The organism is Synechococcus sp. MIT S9452, from assembly GCF_047304245.1.
In the GTDB taxonomy this organism is placed as follows: Bacteria; Cyanobacteriota; Cyanobacteriia; order PCC-6307; family Cyanobiaceae; genus RCC307.
Genome location: NZ_CP138956.1, coordinates 68994 through 84905, shown reverse-complemented (window position 1 = coordinate 84905; position 15912 = coordinate 68994). Strand labels below are relative to the sequence as shown.

Sequence of the window (15912 nt, the reverse complement as noted above, 5' to 3'; positions counted from 1 at the left end):
GAGCCTACGGCTCAGCTATCGAGCGCTGCACGCAACTCTGCGCAGAAGGCACCAGCTGTGGCCACCGGATCGCCGCCGTCGGCTTTGGCCTGGGCCATGCGCTTGACCAAGGCACTGCCCACAATCGCGCCATCAGCGCCCCAGCTGCGCACCTCAATGGCTTGCTGCGGGCCGGAGATGCCAAAGCCCACGGCTACCGGCGTGGGTCCCATGGCCTTGAGCTGCCCCACCAAACCAGCCACCCGCGATTCCATTTGCGCCCGCTCACCGGTGACACCAGTCACGCTCACCATGTAGGTGAAGCCGCGGCTGGCGGCGGCAATGCGGCCCATGCGCTCAGCTGGTGTGGTGGGCGCCACCAGCAGCACCAGATCCAGCCCGCGTGCTGCCGCAATGGGGGAGAGCTTTTCGGCTTCCTCCAGCGGCAGGTCGGGCACCACCAAGCCAGCGGCTCCAGCCGCAGCGGCATCAGCGCAGAAGCGCTCCATGCCCACGTTCAGCAGCGGGTTGCTGTAGGTGAACAGCACCACCGGCATGGTGAGCTCGCCCTTGAGCCCAGCCAACATCTCCAGCACCAACGCTGGTGTGGTGCCGGCCTCAAGGGCACGGCTGGCTGCCGCCTGGATCACCGGGCCATCAGCCAGAGGATCGCTGTAGGGGATGCCCAGCTCCACCAGATCAGCCCCATTGGCTTGCAGGGCCAACAGCGCAGCGCGGGTGGTGGCTAGATCCGGATCACCCGCGGTGAGAAAAGGCATCAGCGCGCAACGGCCCTGCTGCTTGAGCCCAGCAAAGCGGCTGGAGATGGCAGTGGAGCCGGGGGCCACGGTCATGGCAGCGGGCAGGGATTGCTGTGGCGCAGCCTATTTCTCCAGCTGACCCACTTCTTTGAGCAGGGCCTCCTGCTCCTCTGGGCTGAGGCTGTTGAACTTCTCGCGCATCGCCTCGGTCTCCATGGCGTCATAGGCGCTGCGGTAGCGCCGGCGCTGCTCCATGAAGGTCATCTTTCCAGTGACCACACGGGTCAGATAGGTGGCGGTCCAACCCACCACCACCACCAGCAACACCACCGAAGCAGCAATGCCGGCATCGAAGTCTTCAAAACCAGCTGCCGAAAATCCCCAATAGCCAGCGCCACCCAGCACGAAAACGGCCAGGGACAGCAGCAGCGCTTTAGCGCGCGTCATTGCTCAGGCCTCCCCTTGTCCGGCCATGCGCAGGTTGATGAAGGGAGCAAACAAGATCAGCCCGGGGAAAAACAGGAACACCATGCCGTAAATGGCGGTGCGCTCGATCTTGCCCATCTGATGCCAGCGCTTGTTCATCCACAGCAGCAATGCCAAAGGCACCACCAGCAAATAGGCGCCGCCTAAGGCTCCATAGGCCAGCAGCACTGGCAGGGCTTGATCAGGAAGCTGCGAGAGGAGCTGCTGGAACGGCAAGGAAACAACGGCAAAGAACAGTGCCCGTGGCGGGATTCGAACCCGCACTGGAGCGATTTTAAGTCGCCTATCTCTACCGGTTGGATTACACGGGCCGGCACACCAGCATCATCGGACAAGGCGATAAGCACTTGTGTGGCCGAGGAACAGCTGCAGCGCTTTCTCTACAAAGTGGAGCAACTCAATGCCCTGGTGGCCCTGATCGAGGCTGATTCAGAGCTCCGCGCGCGCCTGGCAGGCTGCGACACCCACCAGGAGGTGGTGGATTTTGCCTCCACTTTGGGGCTCGAGATTGGACGCCGCTGGGGGGAAAGCGATCCACCGGCGGCCAGTGAGCAACGCAATCTGCTGGCCAGCACCCCACCGCCTGTGGGCACCGAACAGATCGAGGTGCTGCTGGAGAAAGGCGAACTGAAGCTCGAACGCATTCATTCCTGCGCAGCGAGCACTCCTGAAGGGCAGTGGTACGACCAAGCGCAGGGGGAATGGGTGTCGCTGCTGCAGGGCAGCGCCCAACTGCGTTTTGAAGATGAACCCCAGCCGCGGCAACTACAGGCCGGCGACTGGCTGTGGATTGCCCCGCACCGGCGCCACCGGGTGGAAGCCACAGATGGCGGGCGCGGCTGCCTCTGGTTAGCCCTGTTTTTGCCGCTTAACCTCTGCCCATGAAAATTTTGCTCAGCCTGCTGCTGCTGTTGGCCCCCACCGCGGCCATGGCCCAGGAGCAGAAAAAGCCACAAAGCATGCGCGATGCCGCGGACTCCTTTCGCATTTGCCGCACCATTCCTGAAGAGCGGCGTGATCAATCAGCCGGCCGCCGCGTGGCGCAGGCCTGGATTGATTCCGCTCCTTCTGGCGCCGAGGAGCGCCTGCCGCGCCGCGAATTGATGGAAGCGATGGTGAAGGCCTATGCCGCCTACATGGGCGAACGCAAGGCCTACGGCGCCATCGGCTGCAGCGAAGGCATCTTGGATCGGGTTGAAAACCAAAATTGGAGCAGCTTTCACCAGGGCATCCGCGAAGTACTGATGAAGCAGGGCATGGGCGATCTGATGACGCCAGGAACAACCGCTGGCCAGTAAATTAAGGAAAGCTAAAGACGGCGAATGAGGGCTTCCCTCACGCTCAACACGGCTCGAAGGGATTTAGAGGCTGAGCGTCGCCGCAACAGCCTGGAGCTGCAAGGTTTGCGCCCATTGGTGAACAACGGCAGCTGCCACCCGAAACTGCAACAACGGCTGGAAAACCGGCTCGCCGATTTGGAGTTGCGTCAGCGGGAACTGGAACGGATCCGGGCTCTGCTGCGTTGCACCAACCAATAGGCCGCGCAGAGCGCTAAGCACGCCACACCCAAACTGATCACCAGCAGCGGCTTATCCGCAGCAGTTGCAGGCTCAGGCATCACGATGATCTTGCGAGCCAACGCGGTGATGGCTGTGGCCAGCACCAGCTCGACCTGGATGTGGTGATCCTTGAGGTAAGCGGTGATGTTCTCCAGCACCTCAATGGCAATCAGCAGCTCGAGCACCTGGCCGAGCACCATCTCCAGCTCAGACACCAAAAACGGGAACTGGGCCGGCGCGACTTCCCAAGCCAGCACGGTCATCAGCTGCAGCGTGGCGGCAATGATCACGATCACCATCGCCACGGCCAGAACCTTGGCGAGCACGCGCTGAAAGCGCAGCAAGCCCTGCTGAAAGACTCCGTCGTCGCTCAACCAATTCTTGGGGCCATTCACAAGTGCACGCCTCAGTTACTGAAGGGCTCAAATTGGGGACGCGCCCGTGTTTGCCCCGGGGGATTAACGATCTTGGTGTCACACGTCACCGAGCCATCAGCCGCCGTGACGCAATCACTCTCTTCAATGCGGGTCTCTTTGCCCACATCGGAGCCGGGGCCAAGGATGTAGCTGCCCGACTGGGCCATGGCTGCTGCCGGAAACAGCACCAACGCAGCGGCTCCAAGCAGGGCGAAACGGAGGGCCATCACTGAGCCACAAACAATCGCGCCACTTTGCCTGAATTCCGCCTCAAGCGGCATCACTTTGGATTGATTTGAGCAGCAAATCAAGCTGCGACATGTCGTCGTTGTCTGCTGCACCGCCTTCCAGCAGCTCTGGCGCACCGCTGGCCCATTGCGCCTCGATGGTGCACAAGCGATCCGCCAAGGCCGTGACCCCGCCTTGAGAGACGGTGCGCTGCAGCTCTTGCAGCAACACCGGCATCCGGATGGATCCGGCCCGCAACGCACGCCGCAGATCCGACTGGGTGCGGCCGCTATGACGCAGCCAATCTTTGAGGAATGACTCGAGCTGCTCGAGTTGATCAGGGTCGAGCCGGGTGCTGGTGGCCATGGCCCCATTGGAACCGCGATCCCTCCAGATTGGCATTACGAGCTGACTGGCTGAATCCAATCAGCAGGACGACTCCACCAAACCCGACTGAATGCCAGCGCGGCGCAGTTTGCGCAACGAGCGCTGCACCACCTGACGGCAGTACTCCCGGCTGCAGCTCATCTGACGCGCCACTTCAGCCAGGGTGCGCCATTCATTGGTGCCATCGAGGCCAAAGCGCAGCATCACAACAGTGCGCTCTTTGGGGGTGAGGTTGGCCTGATCCAGCAGCTTCCAAACGGTTTGGGTGCGCTCATCGAGCTCAGCGCGCTCCATCGGCGGCATCTCTTCACTAGGGAGCACATCCACTAGCTCGGAAGGATCGGACTTGGACTTCACCACGCCCTGCAGGCTGACGGTGACGCTGCGCAGCTCACAGCCCAGCAGATCCTCCACCTCATCAAGAGGCAGCTTGAGGTAGTCGGCCAATTCCTCCGCCATGGGCTGACGGCCGGTGGACTGAAACAAGCGCGCTTTGGCTGCACGAAGTTTCGTTAACTTCTCGTTGATATTCACAGGAATACGAATCGTGCGACTTTGCGTTGACAACGCACGATTTAATCCTTGACGAATCCACCAATAGGCATAAGTACTGAAGCGGTGACCACGGGTTGGATCAAATTTTTCTACAGCGCGAGTTAAACCAAGTGTTCCTTCTTGAATCAAATCAAGCAGCTCTAAGCCTTTGCCTTGATACCGCTTAGCCAGGTTTACAACCAAGCGTAAATTCGCCGTAATCATCTGGTTCTTAGCGCGCTCACCAAGGCGCAGAACCCGCTTCTCATCATCGCTGAGGCTCTCAACAGGCTTGTCTTGCAGGGGCACCATGGCTTGCACTTTGCGGCCCAGGGTGAGCTCCTGCTCGGGAGTCAAAAGTTTGTGACGACCAATTTCGCCAAGGAATGCGCTCAGAGAACTGGTGGTCATATCGAAGCTCCGCGAAATATCAATGATTTGAACCTAGGGGAAATGATTGATTTCCCAGCAGGACTCACAAAGGCTTCCAAGTTCCTATTTCCTTCCCACTTAACAAGTTCCAAACACTTCAATATTTCCTTTGGGATCGACAATGTTTTGAGCTGTTGTTCAGCACAAATCCTTTAGTTCTTCAATCCCTTCCTCCAGAGGAACCATGCATGGGCACTCCAGCTCACGGGCGTTCGAGCTACTGTCCCGGCGATTGCAGCCCTGCCATGCCCGAAGACCTGCTCAGCCGCGCCGGGATGGCCTACGCCCATGAACTGAGTTTCATGGTCTGCTTTGCAGCGCTGACGGCTGAACGCTTGATGATCCGCCCTGATCCCGATCAGGGAACGGCCACAAAGCTGATCATCACCGACATCATTTACGGCCTCGCCGCACTGACCTTGCTGGGCAGCGGCATCATGCGCGTGCTCTATTTCGGCCAAGGCAGCGAGTTCTATACCCAAAACCCCCTGTTCTGGTGGAAGGTTGGCCTCTATCTCAGTGCTGGCGCGCTGTCGCTGTATCCCACCATCACTTACATCCTGTGGGCCATTCCGCTGCGCAAAGGCGAAGCCCCCAGCGTTAGTGCTGGGGTGGCCAGCCGGATTGGCTGGGTGATCAACATTGAATTGGTGGCCTTTGGCAGCTTGCCCTTCATGGCGAGCCTGATGGCGCGCGGCGTTGGTCTGCCGGGATGATTCCCTGCCCGCCGGTGGAGTGGCGGCAACCGGCTGAACCGCCTGCTGAGGTCACACCCCAACCCGCTCCAGCCACAGCCCCTGGCTACGCCAGCCAATTGCGGCCATCGCGCTGGGGCTGGGTGGCCCAAAAACAATGGTGCGTTTGGGTGGAACCAGGCCCCAAGACCGACCGCTGGAATCAGCGCTGGCAAACAGCTGTTAACGCGGCCCTGGCCACCTGGGGGGAGCAGGTGCGGCTAGTGCGCGTCAGCAACCCAGAGGATGCACAACTGCGCCTCTGGCGCCGGCGCCCGCCGCTGCAAAACGGCAGGGCCAGCCATGGCCGGGCTCTGCTGCAGCTGCAACAGGTGCAACGCCAAGGGAGAAAAAGCTTCGCCTTGGAACCTTTGGTGGAGGTGCTGATCAGTCCCGGGCAACGGCAAGCGGCGATTCAAGCCACGGCGTTGCATGAACTAGGCCATGGCTTTGGGCTCTGGGGCCACAGCGAGCTGAGCACTGATGTGATGGGAGCGGTGCCCGGTGCCAAACCGGCGCTGGAGCTCAGCGAGCGCGACCAACAGACGCTGCAGTGGTTATTTGAGCAACCCAGCGCCCTGCCAGCAGCGCCATCACAAACAACAGCGCCTGAACCAGCACCACCATCGGACCTGACGGCTGATTGAACACCGCCGATCCAAACAACCCCAGCACCGCCGAGAGCGCTCCGATTCCTGCAGCCAGCAGCACATAGAGATTGAAACTGCGGCTGAGCAGGCGTGCCACACAGGCCGGGATCACCACAAAACCACTGATCAGCAGCACTCCCACCGCCTTGATCGAGGCCGCCACCACCAAGGCCAACAGCCCCAACAGGATCAAGCGGTGGGTTTCCACCGCCACCCCGCGCGAGCGAGCCAGTACAGGGTCAATGCTGATCAAGATTTGGGCGCGGCGACTGATGACTCCGTAGGCCAGGGTGACCACCAACAGCAGCGCCAGGGGGATCAGATCGACCCAGGCAATACCGAGGATGTCGCCAAACAGGAGCTGTTGCAGGCTCAAACGCGCCCCAGGCAGCGAGCTCAACAGCACTACCGAGAGGGCCAAGGCCCCCGAGCACATCAAGCTGAGCAGGGCATCTGCCGACAATGAACTGCGCTTGAGCAGTTCGCGCAGCAGCCAGGCAAACCCCAGGGCAAAGGGCCACAGCAGCACAGGCGGGCTCAGGCCCAACAGCAGCGCCAAGCTGATGCCCAACAGCGAGGCCTGCCCCAAGGCTTCCGCAAAGAAAGAGAGCTGACGCAGCACGGCAATGCTGCCAACCCAGCCCCCCAAGATGCCGCTGATCACACCACCGATCAGGGCCCGCTGCATGAAGGGCTCTTGCCACAAGCTGAGGCTGCTGATCAGTTCAGATGCCATGGCGATCAGTGGTGATGGCTGTGCTCATAGAGCACGTAGTCGCGGCCATAGAGGCGCTCCAATTCTTCGCGGCTCAGGGTGTACTCCGGCGGACCTTGGCAACACAGGGATCGGTTCAAACACAGCACCCAATCGGAACTGCGGCGAACCATCGAGAGGTCGTGGGTGATCTGCAAAATCGTGAGCCCTTCCTGGAGCCGTAGCTGCTGCAAGAGCTCCTGGAGTTGCACAGCAGCCTGGGGATCAAGGCCAGTGCGCGGCTCATCGAACACCAACAGCTTGCGCGGATGCACGGTGCAAAAGGCCAGCAGCACCCGCTGCAGCTCACCGCCGGAGAGCTCACTGAGCAGGCGGCGGCGCAGATGGCTCACTTGCAAACGCTCCAGAGCAGCTGGAACAGCCTTGCGGCGATTGCAACACGGGCTGCAACCGAGCCGCACAAATTCACTCACCGACAGCGGGAAGCGGCCATCGAGCAGCAACTTTTGCGGCAGGTAGGCCACCTGATCACGAACCTCTCGAGGCAGGCGACCACTGCGAGGCAGGGTGTGCCCCAACAAACGAATGGTCCCTCCGTGATGGGGAAGCAGCCCCACCAGGGCCTGCACCAAGGTGCTTTTGCCCGCCCCATTGGGGCCAATCACAGCAGTATCACTGCCGCTCTGCAGCGCAAAGCTCACACCAGAGACCACCTCCTGACCCGCGCGCGCGATGCACAGGTCGTTCACCTCCAGCAGGGGAGCCGTCAAGACTTCATGGTTGCTTTGACAGCTTCACCATTACTGCGCATCACTTCGATGTAAAGCTCCGGCGTGCGTTTTGAAGCTTCAGGAACCAGCTCAAGGGGATCAAACACCTCCAGGCGCAGGTTCAAATCTTTGGCCAACGACTGAAGCGCAGCACTGCCGCCACCAGGCTCGGTGAGCACGCCAGCGATCTTGTTGGCTTTGAGCACCTTGTTAATGCGCTGCACATCAGCCGGTGAGGGTTGATCCTCGGGGAGTGTCACCAGGGCCTCATCACTGAGGCCATAGCGGCGGGTGAAATAAGGCAGGGCTTCATGGAAGCTCACCACCGTGCGGCCTTTGAACGGCGCCAGCTCGGTGGCTAACTCGCCATCGAGTTGTTGCAGCTTGCTGATGTAGGCATCGGCGCGGTTGCGGTAGCCATCGGCGCAACTGGGGTCGGCTTTCATCAAGCCATCGCGAATGTTCTCCACCTGTTTGGCCGCCAAGGTGGGATCGAGCCAAACATGGGGGTTCACTGCTTCATCTCCATGGCCGTGATGGTGATGATGACCATGGTCGTGGTCGTCGTGATGGCCATGACCGTGATCGCCCTCCTCTTCCATCTCCAAGGGTTTGATCCCAGCACTGCTATCGATCGTGATCAGTTCCTTGTTTTCAGCGCCTTTGAGCACAGGCTCCAGAAAGCTCTCCATACCCAAGCCATTGATCACCAGCACCTGGGCCTTGCCGAGGCTGGCCACATCCTGGGGACGCGCTTGATAAGCGTGGCTATCGGCACCCACCGGCAACAGCGAACTGACCTGGGCGCAATCACCCGCCACCGCCTTGGTGAACAGCGTGCTGGTCAGGATCGTGGTGACAACCTGCATCTTCTGGCCACCGGCCTGATCCACCGGCTCAGTTGAAGAACAGGCCACTGCCATGGCCAACAGCGGCACAGATGCCAAAGTCCCCGCCAACCTTCTGAGACAACGAGCCACGCCGTTCAACCTGAATGGGAATCGTTCTCAAGCTAGGAATGAATTGGCCTGATGGCTCCCAATGGCAGACCGTTTGGGCGGTTTTTCAAGGCTTGCTACTGGAAGCCATTCCTTTTTTACTGATCGGTGTAGCCATTGCCACGGCCGCGCGAGCTTGGGATCCCCGCGGCCGCTGGCTGCAACGGCTGCCGCGTCATCCCCTGCTCGGCCCGCTCAGCGGAGCTGCTTTGGGCTTTGCTCTACCGGCCTGTGAATGCGGCAACGTGCCGGTGGCCCGGCGCTTGCTGGCCCAAGGCGCACCCATGGGGGCGTCGCTGGGTTTTCTCTTTGCGGCACCAGTGCTCAACCCGATCGTGCTGCTGAGCACGTGGGCCGCCTTCCCGGATCGGCCTTGGTTGCTGCTGCTGCGCCCATTGGGCAGCGTGGTGATTGCGCTGGTGCTCACTGCATTGCTGCAGCAACTCAGTGAAGCTGCTCTGCTGCCCCCCGATTTATTGGAGGAGCGGCGCATGGGCCAGCCCTTGGCTACCGCCAGCCTGCTGGATCGACGTAGTGGCTTGATCGGCAACCAAACGCTGAGTTCAACAGCTGTGATCGCGGCCGAACGCCCCACCCTTGGGGTTCTTCTGGATCACGGCCTACGGGAATTTTTGGAACTAGGCAGCCTGCTGCTGCTGGGATGCGGTATCGCTGCCACGATCCAAACCCTGATTCCCCGCGATCTGTTTCTCGCCGTTGGCCAAGCCCCAACCCTGTCGGTGTTGAGCTTGATGCTGCTGGCGGTTGTCGTGAGTGTTTGCTCCAGCGTGGATGCTTTCTTGGCCTTGGGGTTTGCAGCGATGGTCACCCCCGGTGCACTGCTGGCATTTCTGCTGCTCGGCCCGGTGATCGATTTAAAAAGCATCAGCCTGTTTAGCCGCATCTTTCGTCGCCGCGGCATCCTTTTGATGCTCGCTGGTGTTGTGGTGGCGGTGCTGTTGATCGGCCAATGGCTCAACCTGGTGCTGCTTTGAAGTGGCTCCCCCCATTTGTGCTCGGGCTTTGGGGCGCCGTGCTGCTGCAGGCCTGGGGCAGTGGCCGGCTCAATCTGCTGTTGCAAACCGATTTCCACTGGCTTGTGCTGGTCTCCGGTCTGCTGCTGCTGGCACTGGCGGGGCTGGCTGCGCGCTTTGCCCCGAAACGCCGCAGCGGGCGTACCCCAGCGCTGGTGATGCTGCTAGCGGCACCGCTGGTGCTGCTGATTCCGCCGCGGCCCTCGTTTTCAACCCTGGCCGCCAACCGCAGCAGTGGCGCTTTGGAAGGAGAGAACGAAACGCTTACCTTCCTCTCCCCACCCGAGCAGCGCAGCCTCACCGATTGGGTGCGCCTGCTGCGCAGTGAGCCCGACCCCGAGCTTTACAGAGGCGATCCAGTGCGCATCAGCGGTTTTGTGATGCCAACCCCGCAAGCGGCTCCCGTGCTGGCGCGCCTCACTGTGCGCTGCTGCCTGGCCGACGCCACGCCGGTGGGTATTCCAGTGATCTGGCCAGAAGGGGAATCGCTCAAGGCCGATGAATGGCTCGCCGTCAGTGGAGAGATGGGGGTGGAACGCGTGGGCGGGGTGCTGCGCAGTGTGGTGATCGCAGACAGCGTTCAGCCGATCCCCAAACCCAAACGTCCGTTTGAGCCATGAGGCGGCTCTGGATTCTCCTGACGCTGGCTCTTGCCCTGGCGGCGGTTCAGCAGCAGTGGCTGCAGCGCCGGCCCCCACGATTGCTGGCGATTGAACCGGCTGCCGCCGGTTCGGGCTTGGCCGCTGTGGAGCTGCAGTTCAGCCGGCCGATGGATGGGGCCAGCTTGCAAGCCAATCTGCAGCTGCCAGCCGATCAACCCCATGAACTGCTGGGTGAAGGCAACCGCTGGCGCTTGCAGCTCAGTGGCACCACTCCCATCAGCAAGCCGCTCACGCTGCAGATCGCTGGAGTGGATCAACGCGGCAACGCGCTGGAGCCAAGCCAATGGCAGTGGGAACCGCGCCCGGCACTACTCGCCAGCCGGCCCGCTGGCGAGAACGAACAACTGCTCAGCTGGCAAGAGGCAACTGGCTGGCAAGAGCTCACCAGCATCCGCGGCAGCGTGCATTCCCTACTTCCGCTCGGCAATGGTGCTGGGGCGGCTTTGGTCACCGCCACCGACCCACTGGAAAAACAAGTGCAACGGCTCCAGTTCAGTCCAGACATCACGCTGATCGACCAGTACCCGCTGGAACGGGAGCCGGTGGTGTTCGCCAGCCTCAGCACCAACAATGCAGGCGATCTGTTGGTGCAGCTCTCCAAGCTGCAACAGAGCTACGCCCAAGTAGAGCTCTGGAACGCCAAAGGCAAACGCCGCCAATTGCCCATGACGGCGGGCGGGCCTATCCGACTGGTGCCCCAAGGGGGCTTAGCGGTGGTGCCGGAAGAGAACGGCGTCGCCCTGCAGACCCTGCCGCCGCTGCCGGCCAAGCGGGATTTTCTGCCGGGCCTGCGCGATCTCAGCAGCTTCTGCCCGCAGGCCGGGCGCGCTGTGTTGGTGCGCCACTGGCCCGACTACCGCCGCTCGATCGAACTGCTGGAACCTGGGCGGGCACCACGGCAGCTTTGGATTGGCACTGAAGCCCTACTCAGCAGCGCCTGTGCTGGAGCTGCTGATCGGATTTGGATCCTGCTGCTCAGCGGCATTGCTGACCCCTTACTAGAGCTCGTCGAACTCAACCGCGACGGTGAGGCGCTCAAGCGCATGGCCCTAGAGGGCTACGAACCAGAACCCGGCAGCCAGATGCACTACGACCCCAGCCGGCGCGCCTTGCTGTTGATGCTTAAGCAGCGATCAGCGCAAGGGGCAAGCCAAGCGCTGCCTGAAGCCCACCTGTTTGCCGTTGACACTGGCATGCTGCAAGCGATCCCCGGGCCAATCGGCCATGCCGGCTGGTTGCCGTCGCGGCAGATCACTCAATTGCGCCGGGGTGCTCCGCGGCGGGCCGCCAACACCTCGAGCACCTGACGCCACTCCACGCCGTGGTGGGCCAAGGCCACCTGCATGTGGAAGATCAAATCAGCCGCCTCGCCAGCGATCTCATCTTTGGCGTCGTCTTTGCAGGCCATCACAAATTCAGCGCCCTCTTCGCCGATTTTTTTGAGGATGCTGTTATCGCCACCAGCCAACAGCTTGTTGGTGTAGCTGCCCTCCTCAGGCTGATCGCGGCGGCCAGTGATCACACGGGCCAATTCGGTGCAGGCATCAGCCGGGGGCGGCAGAGCTTGGGGCCCGCCGGCAGTTGGAGCAGGGCCGTCTTCGTAAAAGCAGCTGCGAGCGCCGGTATGACAGGCCACATCACCGCGCTGCTCAATGGTGAGCAGCAGCACATCGGCATCGCAGTCGTAACGGATGGCCTTCAAATCCTGGAAATGGCCACTGGTGGCACCTTTGTGCCAAAGCTCCTGGCGTGAGCGGCTCCAGTAGTGCACCTCGCGCGTGGTGAGGGTGAGCTCCAAGGCCTGGCGATTCATCCAAGCCACCATCAGCACGGCTCCATCCAGCCAGTCCTGGGCAATGGCTGGGATCAAGCCATCAGCGTTGAAACGCAGCTGCTCAATCGGCAGCTGCAACGGCTCGGCCATGGGGCAAGGGAGACTTTTTACTAGCTTTGCAGCGCAGCGGCAGCGCGATGTACACCTGCTCCAAAAGCTTCGACGGTTTCCCGTGCTGCCACCGCCAGCCGAACCACGGGGGCCATTGCCGGTTTGTGCATGGCTACAGCCGCAGCTTCACCTGCTGGTTTGGCGCCAGCGAACTCGATGCCAATGGGTTTGTGGTGGATTTCTCCAGCCTCAAGGAACTGAGGAAGCAGCTGAGGCATCAGTTCGACCACACTTTTCTGGCCAATAGCGATGACCCACTGCTGAGCGAGTGGGAGCGGCTGCATGAGCTCGGCGCCTTGGATTTGCGCGTGATGGGCAATGTGGGCATGGAAGGCAGCGCCCATTGGGTATGGCAGCAGGTCAATACCTTGCTGCAAGAGCGCGATGGCGGCCGCAGCTGGTGCTGGAAGGTGGAAGCCAGGGAGAATTCCAGCAACGCTGCCTATTGGGAGGCCAAGCCCAGCTGGGCTGTTGATCACTGCTCTTAAGGTTGGGGCGTTCTAAGCCGTGGCATGGCGAAAGGCCTCAGCGACCGCCAAAGACAAATCCTCAGGATCCTTGAGGCGAGCAACATGGAACTGAGTGGCCAAGAGCTGCACAAATTGAGTTGCGAACTGGGCCAGAGCATGGGCTTGGCCACTGTTTATCGCAATCTGCGCGTGCTCCAACAAGCAGGGCGAGTGCGCTGCCGGCACCTACCCAGTGGCGAACTGCTCTACAGCCCACTGGAGCGTGATGTGCACCACCTCACTTGCCTGGAGTGCGGCACAAGCCAGCCGTTAACGAGTTGCCCTGTTGAGCAACAAGGTCTCAAACTGCCAACGCCCGAGGGGTTTGAGCCGCTCTTCCACACCCTGGAGGTGTTTGGGTACTGCGCCAAGTGCAAGCCCAAATGACAAGCAACAGCAGCGCCATTGCACTGGAAGCCAAAGCAGTCAGCCACAGCTTTGGTTCTCAAGCCGTTCTGGATTCCATCAACCTGAAACTGCGGCAAGGAGAGCTCACGGCCTTAATCGGGCCCAATGGAGCCGGGAAATCCACTCTTTTGCACGTTCTTCAAGGGCTGCTCAAGCCGAGCCAAGGCGATGTTTTTGTAGGCGATACACCCGTTACATCGTGCAGGCATCGCATTGCACTGATGCCACAACGGGGCCGCATCGATTGGTCGTTTCCGATTACCGCCCTGGACATGGTCCGCTTACGCAAACCCAAGACAAGAACCGGCAGCTTTGTGGTCTCCGCAGAAGAAGCACTAGAGCGTGTTGGGCTGCGCGAACGCGCTAAGGAACGCCTCGGACGTCTTTCAGGAGGACAACAGCAACGCGTCTTGCTCGCCGGAGCGATCGCTCAAAACGCAGCGACCATGCTCCTCGATGAGCCGTGTTCCGCGCTTGATCCTCCTAGCCGTGAGCGCGTGATTGCTCTTCTGCAAAGTCTTTCCCAGGAGGGCCGCAGCATCTGCCTGACAAGCCACGACTGGGGCCCGGCACTGATGAGCTACGACCGGGTGATCGTGCTGGACCGACAAATTCTGTTTGATGGCTCCCCACAAGATGTTGGGGAGCAGCTCAATGCGTTGATGAGTGCAGCCAATCGCTGCCCCAACTAGGTGATGGAAGCTCTTCCATGGTGGGGGTTGCCCCTGATCTTTGCTCTGCTCGAAGGAGCCCTGTGCTCATGTGTTGGAACTGTTTTGCTGACGCAAAGGCGGATCCTGCAGGCCAACCTGATTGCACACGGGGTCCTACCAGGCTTGGCCATTGCAGTCGCGCTGCAGCTCGATCCAGCCATTGGTGGATGGGTGAGTGGCCTCGCTGCTGCACTCGTTGCTGAGCGATTGATTCGCTGCCATCAACAACAGCAAGAAGCTGTTCAAAACACAGTTCTTGCTGGCGCATTGGCGATAGGAGTCTTGTTACTGGCACTCCTTCAACAGCGCGTAGAACTCGAAGCACTGTTGTTTGGTGATCTGTTGATCGCTGGCGGTCGAGACCTGCTGCAAACCCTGATTGCAGCAGCCTCAGCCCTGGCATTGATCGGTACTCAGTACCAACGGCTCGTGTTCAGCGGAGTGGATCCCGAGGGCGCCGAAGCCGCGGGTGTACCGATTCACCAACTGCGAACCCTGTTGGCGATAGTCACAACGCTGGTCATCGTCAGCGCCATCTCTGCAGTTGGAATCATCCTGGTGATCGCCCTGCTTTGTGCCCCTGCTGTAGTTGGGCTCAATCAAGCCTGCAGCCTTTCGGGAGCCATGGTGCGAGCTTCTGTGATCGGATCAAGCTGCAGTCTTGGCGGATTTGGCCTGGCCCTGCTGCTGGATCTTCCACCAGGACCGGTGATCGGCTTGCTCTGCTTACTGCTGCTTTGTCTACCCAAGCCAGACCAAAGCATGAACTGACCGAACGCTTTAGCCCAGGAGCTCCCTCAAAACGAGAATGATTATCATTTTTTGAGAGGAAAACATGCGCCACGCGTGGCTCACCTCTGGGATCACGGCATGCGCTGCGGCCCTAACCACAGCTGCCAGTGCAGCGACACCAGTGGTGATCGGTGCCGATGGGATCCTCTGCAACCTCACCAAAACCCTGGCTGCTGAGCAAGCCGAGGTGAACTGCATCGTTGGACCTGGCAAAGATCCTCACAACCTGCGGCTTCGCCCCAGCGAGCGGAAGCAATTGGCTAACGCCGACTTGGTGTTGATCAACGGCTACAGCCTGACCCCCGCTCTCGACAAGGTCACCACCAAACAACCGGTGGTGCGGGTGGGAGAAATTGCCATTCCCAATCACCCAGGCAATGACCCTCACCTCTGGCATGACCCCCAACATGTGATCGCCATGAGCGGGGTGGTGAGCAACAAGCTCAAGGGTGTGAATGCCATTGGCAGCGCTGATGCCATCAGCAATCGCCAGCAACAGGCAGTGTCAGTTCTGAAAGATCTCGATGGCTGGATCAAAGCTCAGATCGCAACCGTTCCTCCGCAGCAGCGTGTTTTGGTGACAAGCCACAGGAGCTTTGCTCCGATGGCACGTCGTTATGGCATCAAGGAGTTGCCACTTCTCGATAAATACGCCACCGGTGGCACCTTGCGCCCCTCGAGCTTGAGCCAAATCAGCTCAGCGATTAAGGCGTCAGGAACCAAAGCAATCTTTGCCGACAACTTGCCGGCATCAAAAACAATGCGGCGCATCAGCCGCAGTTCTGGAGTTCCGATTGCCTCCAGACCGCTCTACAGCGAAGGCACAGCACCTGGGCGCAGCCTGGTGCAAACCGCCACTGACAACGTCTGCAACTTCGTTGTGAGCCAGGGCGGGCAATGCAACACCCAGCAAGCCGACCAACTACAGGCTCGCTGGGCAGCTATTTCCTGAGCGAAATCACCCAACCAGGCCTCAAGGCCAACCAAGTACGACCCAAAAACATTTCAACGATGAACGTCTTTTCACCTGCCATCAAAAGAATCCTGATCGGAGCTGGCATCGGCCTCAGCTTTGGCATCCCTGACGCCCTCTTAACAGCAGCCCATTCCCATGGAGCCCATGGTGGTGGCAGCGCTCAAGATCTTGACCCGGGTGAATACCGCGTCCGCCCAGTCATCACGATCGAAGGCCATGGCGGC

23 protein-coding genes and 1 tRNA gene are annotated in these 15912 nt (G+C 60.6%); 12 read left to right on the top strand and 12 right to left on the bottom strand.

What is annotated here, in order from left to right:
* Positions 1 to 11: 11 nt before the first annotated feature.
* From trpA to SIB46_RS00230, 4 genes are all read right to left on the bottom strand, one after another.
* Complete coding sequence (trpA, locus tag SIB46_RS00245) at positions 12 to 833, bottom strand: tryptophan synthase subunit alpha (RefSeq protein ID WP_413296560.1); 822 nt, start codon at positions 831 to 833, stop codon at positions 12 to 14.
* Between the two features lie 30 nt (positions 834 to 863).
* A complete protein-coding gene (locus SIB46_RS00240; protein ID WP_011936018.1) occupies positions 864 to 1187 on the bottom strand; it encodes a DUF3007 family protein in 324 nt (107 codons plus the stop codon).
* A 3-nt stretch (positions 1188 to 1190) separates the two neighbouring features.
* The gene (locus SIB46_RS00235; RefSeq protein ID WP_043738178.1) at positions 1191 to 1442 is read right to left on the bottom strand and encodes an NAD(P)H-quinone oxidoreductase subunit L; all 252 of its coding nucleotides are present in this window, start codon (positions 1440 to 1442) and stop codon (positions 1191 to 1193) included.
* A 21-nt stretch (positions 1443 to 1463) separates the two neighbouring features.
* Positions 1464 to 1537 (bottom strand) — tRNA-Leu (locus SIB46_RS00230).
* A 40-nt stretch (positions 1538 to 1577) separates the two neighbouring features.
* On the opposite strand from SIB46_RS00230, the gene SIB46_RS00225 reads away from it, so the two are divergent.
* Genes SIB46_RS00225 through SIB46_RS00215 form a run of 3 tightly spaced genes read left to right on the top strand, consistent with a single transcriptional unit; the run spans position 1578 to position 2764 of the window.
* Entirely contained in the window at positions 1578 to 2111 is a 534-nt protein-coding gene (locus tag SIB46_RS00225) for a Nif11 domain/cupin domain-containing protein (protein WP_413296559.1), read from the top strand.
* The gene (locus SIB46_RS00220; RefSeq protein ID WP_413296558.1) at positions 2108 to 2524 is read left to right on the top strand and encodes a hypothetical protein; all 417 of its coding nucleotides are present in this window, start codon (positions 2108 to 2110) and stop codon (positions 2522 to 2524) included. Before SIB46_RS00225 ends, SIB46_RS00220 begins: the two co-directional genes overlap by 4 nt.
* 24 nt (positions 2525 to 2548) lie before the next feature.
* The gene (locus tag SIB46_RS00215) at positions 2549 to 2764 is read left to right on the top strand and encodes a hypothetical protein (protein ID WP_413296557.1); all 216 of its coding nucleotides are present in this window, start codon (positions 2549 to 2551) and stop codon (positions 2762 to 2764) included.
* On the opposite strand, the gene SIB46_RS00210 is transcribed toward SIB46_RS00215, so the two are convergent.
* The 4 genes from SIB46_RS00210 to SIB46_RS00195 are packed head-to-tail and all read right to left on the bottom strand — an operon-like array spanning position 2713 to position 4761.
* The gene (locus SIB46_RS00210; RefSeq protein WP_413296556.1) at positions 2713 to 3159 is read right to left on the bottom strand and encodes a phosphate-starvation-inducible PsiE family protein; all 447 of its coding nucleotides are present in this window, start codon (positions 3157 to 3159) and stop codon (positions 2713 to 2715) included. The genes SIB46_RS00215 and SIB46_RS00210 overlap by 52 nt on opposite strands.
* 32 nt (positions 3160 to 3191) lie before the next feature.
* Positions 3192 to 3428, bottom strand: coding sequence for a hypothetical protein (locus SIB46_RS00205; protein WP_413296555.1), 237 nt, complete (start codon positions 3426 to 3428; stop codon positions 3192 to 3194).
* Positions 3429 to 3471: 43 nt separating this feature from the next.
* Positions 3472 to 3795 carry a hypothetical protein gene (locus SIB46_RS00200; RefSeq protein ID WP_413296554.1) on the bottom strand — a complete coding sequence of 108 codons (324 nt, stop codon included), beginning with the start codon at positions 3793 to 3795 and terminating at the stop codon, positions 3472 to 3474.
* Positions 3796 to 3855: 60 nt separating this feature from the next.
* Positions 3856 to 4761 (bottom strand): sigma-70 family RNA polymerase sigma factor, encoded by a 906-nt coding sequence (locus SIB46_RS00195; protein ID WP_413296553.1) that lies wholly within the window; start codon positions 4759 to 4761, stop codon positions 3856 to 3858.
* A 266-nt stretch (positions 4762 to 5027) separates the two neighbouring features.
* Here SIB46_RS00195 and SIB46_RS00190 point away from each other — a divergent pair, with 266 nt between their 5' ends.
* Positions 5028 to 5498 carry a DUF2214 family protein gene (locus tag SIB46_RS00190; RefSeq protein ID WP_413296552.1) on the top strand — a complete coding sequence of 157 codons (471 nt, stop codon included), beginning with the start codon at positions 5028 to 5030 and terminating at the stop codon, positions 5496 to 5498.
* A 543-nt stretch (positions 5499 to 6041) separates the two neighbouring features.
* Here the strand turns inward: SIB46_RS00190 and SIB46_RS00185 are convergent.
* From SIB46_RS00185 to SIB46_RS00175, 3 genes are read right to left on the bottom strand one after another with little or no spacing between them, the layout of a single operon-like run.
* Positions 6042 to 6902, bottom strand: coding sequence for a metal ABC transporter permease (locus SIB46_RS00185; protein WP_413296551.1), 861 nt, complete (start codon positions 6900 to 6902; stop codon positions 6042 to 6044).
* 5 nt (positions 6903 to 6907) lie between these two features.
* Positions 6908 to 7651, bottom strand: coding sequence for a metal ABC transporter ATP-binding protein (locus SIB46_RS00180; RefSeq protein WP_413296550.1), 744 nt, complete (start codon positions 7649 to 7651; stop codon positions 6908 to 6910).
* Entirely contained in the window at positions 7648 to 8544 is an 897-nt protein-coding gene (locus SIB46_RS00175; protein WP_413296549.1) for a metal ABC transporter solute-binding protein, Zn/Mn family, read from the bottom strand. Before SIB46_RS00175 ends, SIB46_RS00180 begins: the two co-directional genes overlap by 4 nt.
* Positions 8545 to 8669: 125 nt before the next feature.
* Between SIB46_RS00175 and SIB46_RS00170 the strand changes: the two genes are divergently transcribed.
* Genes SIB46_RS00170 through SIB46_RS00160 form a run of 3 tightly spaced genes read left to right on the top strand, consistent with a single transcriptional unit; the run spans position 8670 to position 11652 of the window.
* A complete protein-coding gene (locus tag SIB46_RS00170) occupies positions 8670 to 9644 on the top strand; it encodes a permease (protein ID WP_413296548.1) in 975 nt (324 codons plus the stop codon).
* Positions 9641 to 10303: a TIGR03943 family putative permease subunit gene (locus SIB46_RS00165; protein ID WP_413296547.1), complete on the top strand. Its 663-nt coding sequence runs from the start codon at positions 9641 to 9643 to the stop codon at positions 10301 to 10303. The genes SIB46_RS00170 and SIB46_RS00165 overlap by 4 nt, the downstream gene beginning before the upstream one ends.
* Complete coding sequence (locus SIB46_RS00160) at positions 10300 to 11652, top strand: hypothetical protein (RefSeq protein WP_413296546.1); 1353 nt, start codon at positions 10300 to 10302, stop codon at positions 11650 to 11652. Before SIB46_RS00165 ends, SIB46_RS00160 begins: the two co-directional genes overlap by 4 nt.
* On the opposite strand, the gene hisIE is transcribed toward SIB46_RS00160, so the two are convergent.
* On the bottom strand, positions 11601 to 12269 hold the full coding sequence (gene hisIE / locus SIB46_RS00155) for a bifunctional phosphoribosyl-AMP cyclohydrolase/phosphoribosyl-ATP diphosphatase HisIE (protein ID WP_413296545.1): 669 nt from the start codon (positions 12267 to 12269) through the stop codon (positions 11601 to 11603). The two genes, SIB46_RS00160 and hisIE, sit on opposite strands and share 52 nt — an antisense overlap.
* A 47-nt stretch (positions 12270 to 12316) precedes the next feature.
* Between hisIE and SIB46_RS00150 the strand changes: the two genes are divergently transcribed.
* The 5 genes from SIB46_RS00150 to SIB46_RS00130 all read left to right on the top strand — a co-directional run bounded on the left by SIB46_RS00150 (position 12317) and on the right by SIB46_RS00130 (position 15664).
* Positions 12317 to 12778, top strand: coding sequence for a 6-pyruvoyl trahydropterin synthase family protein (locus SIB46_RS00150; protein WP_413297801.1), 462 nt, complete (start codon positions 12317 to 12319; stop codon positions 12776 to 12778).
* Between the two features lie 24 nt (positions 12779 to 12802).
* Entirely contained in the window at positions 12803 to 13186 is a 384-nt protein-coding gene (locus SIB46_RS00145) for a Fur family transcriptional regulator (RefSeq protein ID WP_413296544.1), read from the top strand.
* Entirely contained in the window at positions 13183 to 13899 is a 717-nt protein-coding gene (locus SIB46_RS00140) for a metal ABC transporter ATP-binding protein (RefSeq protein ID WP_413296543.1), read from the top strand. Before SIB46_RS00145 ends, SIB46_RS00140 begins: the two co-directional genes overlap by 4 nt.
* Before the next feature lie 3 nt (positions 13900 to 13902).
* Positions 13903 to 14691, top strand: coding sequence for a metal ABC transporter permease (locus SIB46_RS00135; RefSeq protein ID WP_413296542.1), 789 nt, complete (start codon positions 13903 to 13905; stop codon positions 14689 to 14691).
* Positions 14692 to 14755: 64 nt separating this feature from the next.
* The gene (locus SIB46_RS00130) at positions 14756 to 15664 is read left to right on the top strand and encodes a metal ABC transporter substrate-binding protein (protein ID WP_413296541.1); all 909 of its coding nucleotides are present in this window, start codon (positions 14756 to 14758) and stop codon (positions 15662 to 15664) included.
* The last annotated feature ends 248 nt before the right edge of the window (positions 15665 to 15912 follow it).

Excerpts from the sequence above, each read along its gene's own strand:
- trpA (WP_413296560.1), bottom strand. The coding sequence starts at position 833 with ATGACCGTGGCCCCCGGCTCCACTGCCATCTCCAGCCGCTTTGCTGGG.
- SIB46_RS00240 (WP_011936018.1), bottom strand. The coding sequence starts at position 1,187 with ATGACGCGCGCTAAAGCGCTGCTGCTGTCCCTGGCCGTTTTCGTGCTG.
- SIB46_RS00220 (WP_413296558.1), top strand. The coding sequence starts at position 2,108 with ATGAAAATTTTGCTCAGCCTGCTGCTGCTGTTGGCCCCCACCGCGGCC.
- SIB46_RS00215 (WP_413296557.1), top strand. The coding sequence starts at position 2,549 with ATGAGGGCTTCCCTCACGCTCAACACGGCTCGAAGGGATTTAGAGGCT.
- SIB46_RS00205 (WP_413296555.1), bottom strand. The coding sequence starts at position 3,428 with ATGGCCCTCCGTTTCGCCCTGCTTGGAGCCGCTGCGTTGGTGCTGTTT.
- SIB46_RS00200 (WP_413296554.1), bottom strand. The coding sequence starts at position 3,795 with ATGGCCACCAGCACCCGGCTCGACCCTGATCAACTCGAGCAGCTCGAG.
- SIB46_RS00195 (WP_413296553.1), bottom strand. The coding sequence starts at position 4,761 with ATGACCACCAGTTCTCTGAGCGCATTCCTTGGCGAAATTGGTCGTCAC.
- SIB46_RS00190 (WP_413296552.1), top strand. The coding sequence starts at position 5,028 with ATGCCCGAAGACCTGCTCAGCCGCGCCGGGATGGCCTACGCCCATGAA.
- SIB46_RS00185 (WP_413296551.1), bottom strand. The coding sequence starts at position 6,902 with ATGGCATCTGAACTGATCAGCAGCCTCAGCTTGTGGCAAGAGCCCTTC.
- SIB46_RS00170 (WP_413296548.1), top strand. The coding sequence starts at position 8,670 with ATGAATTGGCCTGATGGCTCCCAATGGCAGACCGTTTGGGCGGTTTTT.
- SIB46_RS00160 (WP_413296546.1), top strand. The coding sequence starts at position 10,300 with ATGAGGCGGCTCTGGATTCTCCTGACGCTGGCTCTTGCCCTGGCGGCG.
- hisIE (WP_413296545.1), bottom strand. The coding sequence starts at position 12,269 with ATGGCCGAGCCGTTGCAGCTGCCGATTGAGCAGCTGCGTTTCAACGCT.
- SIB46_RS00150 (WP_413297801.1), top strand. The coding sequence starts at position 12,317 with ATGTACACCTGCTCCAAAAGCTTCGACGGTTTCCCGTGCTGCCACCGC.
- SIB46_RS00145 (WP_413296544.1), top strand. The coding sequence starts at position 12,803 with ATGGCGAAAGGCCTCAGCGACCGCCAAAGACAAATCCTCAGGATCCTT.
- SIB46_RS00140 (WP_413296543.1), top strand. The coding sequence starts at position 13,183 with ATGACAAGCAACAGCAGCGCCATTGCACTGGAAGCCAAAGCAGTCAGC.
- SIB46_RS00135 (WP_413296542.1), top strand. The coding sequence starts at position 13,903 with ATGGAAGCTCTTCCATGGTGGGGGTTGCCCCTGATCTTTGCTCTGCTC.
- SIB46_RS00130 (WP_413296541.1), top strand. The coding sequence starts at position 14,756 with ATGCGCCACGCGTGGCTCACCTCTGGGATCACGGCATGCGCTGCGGCC.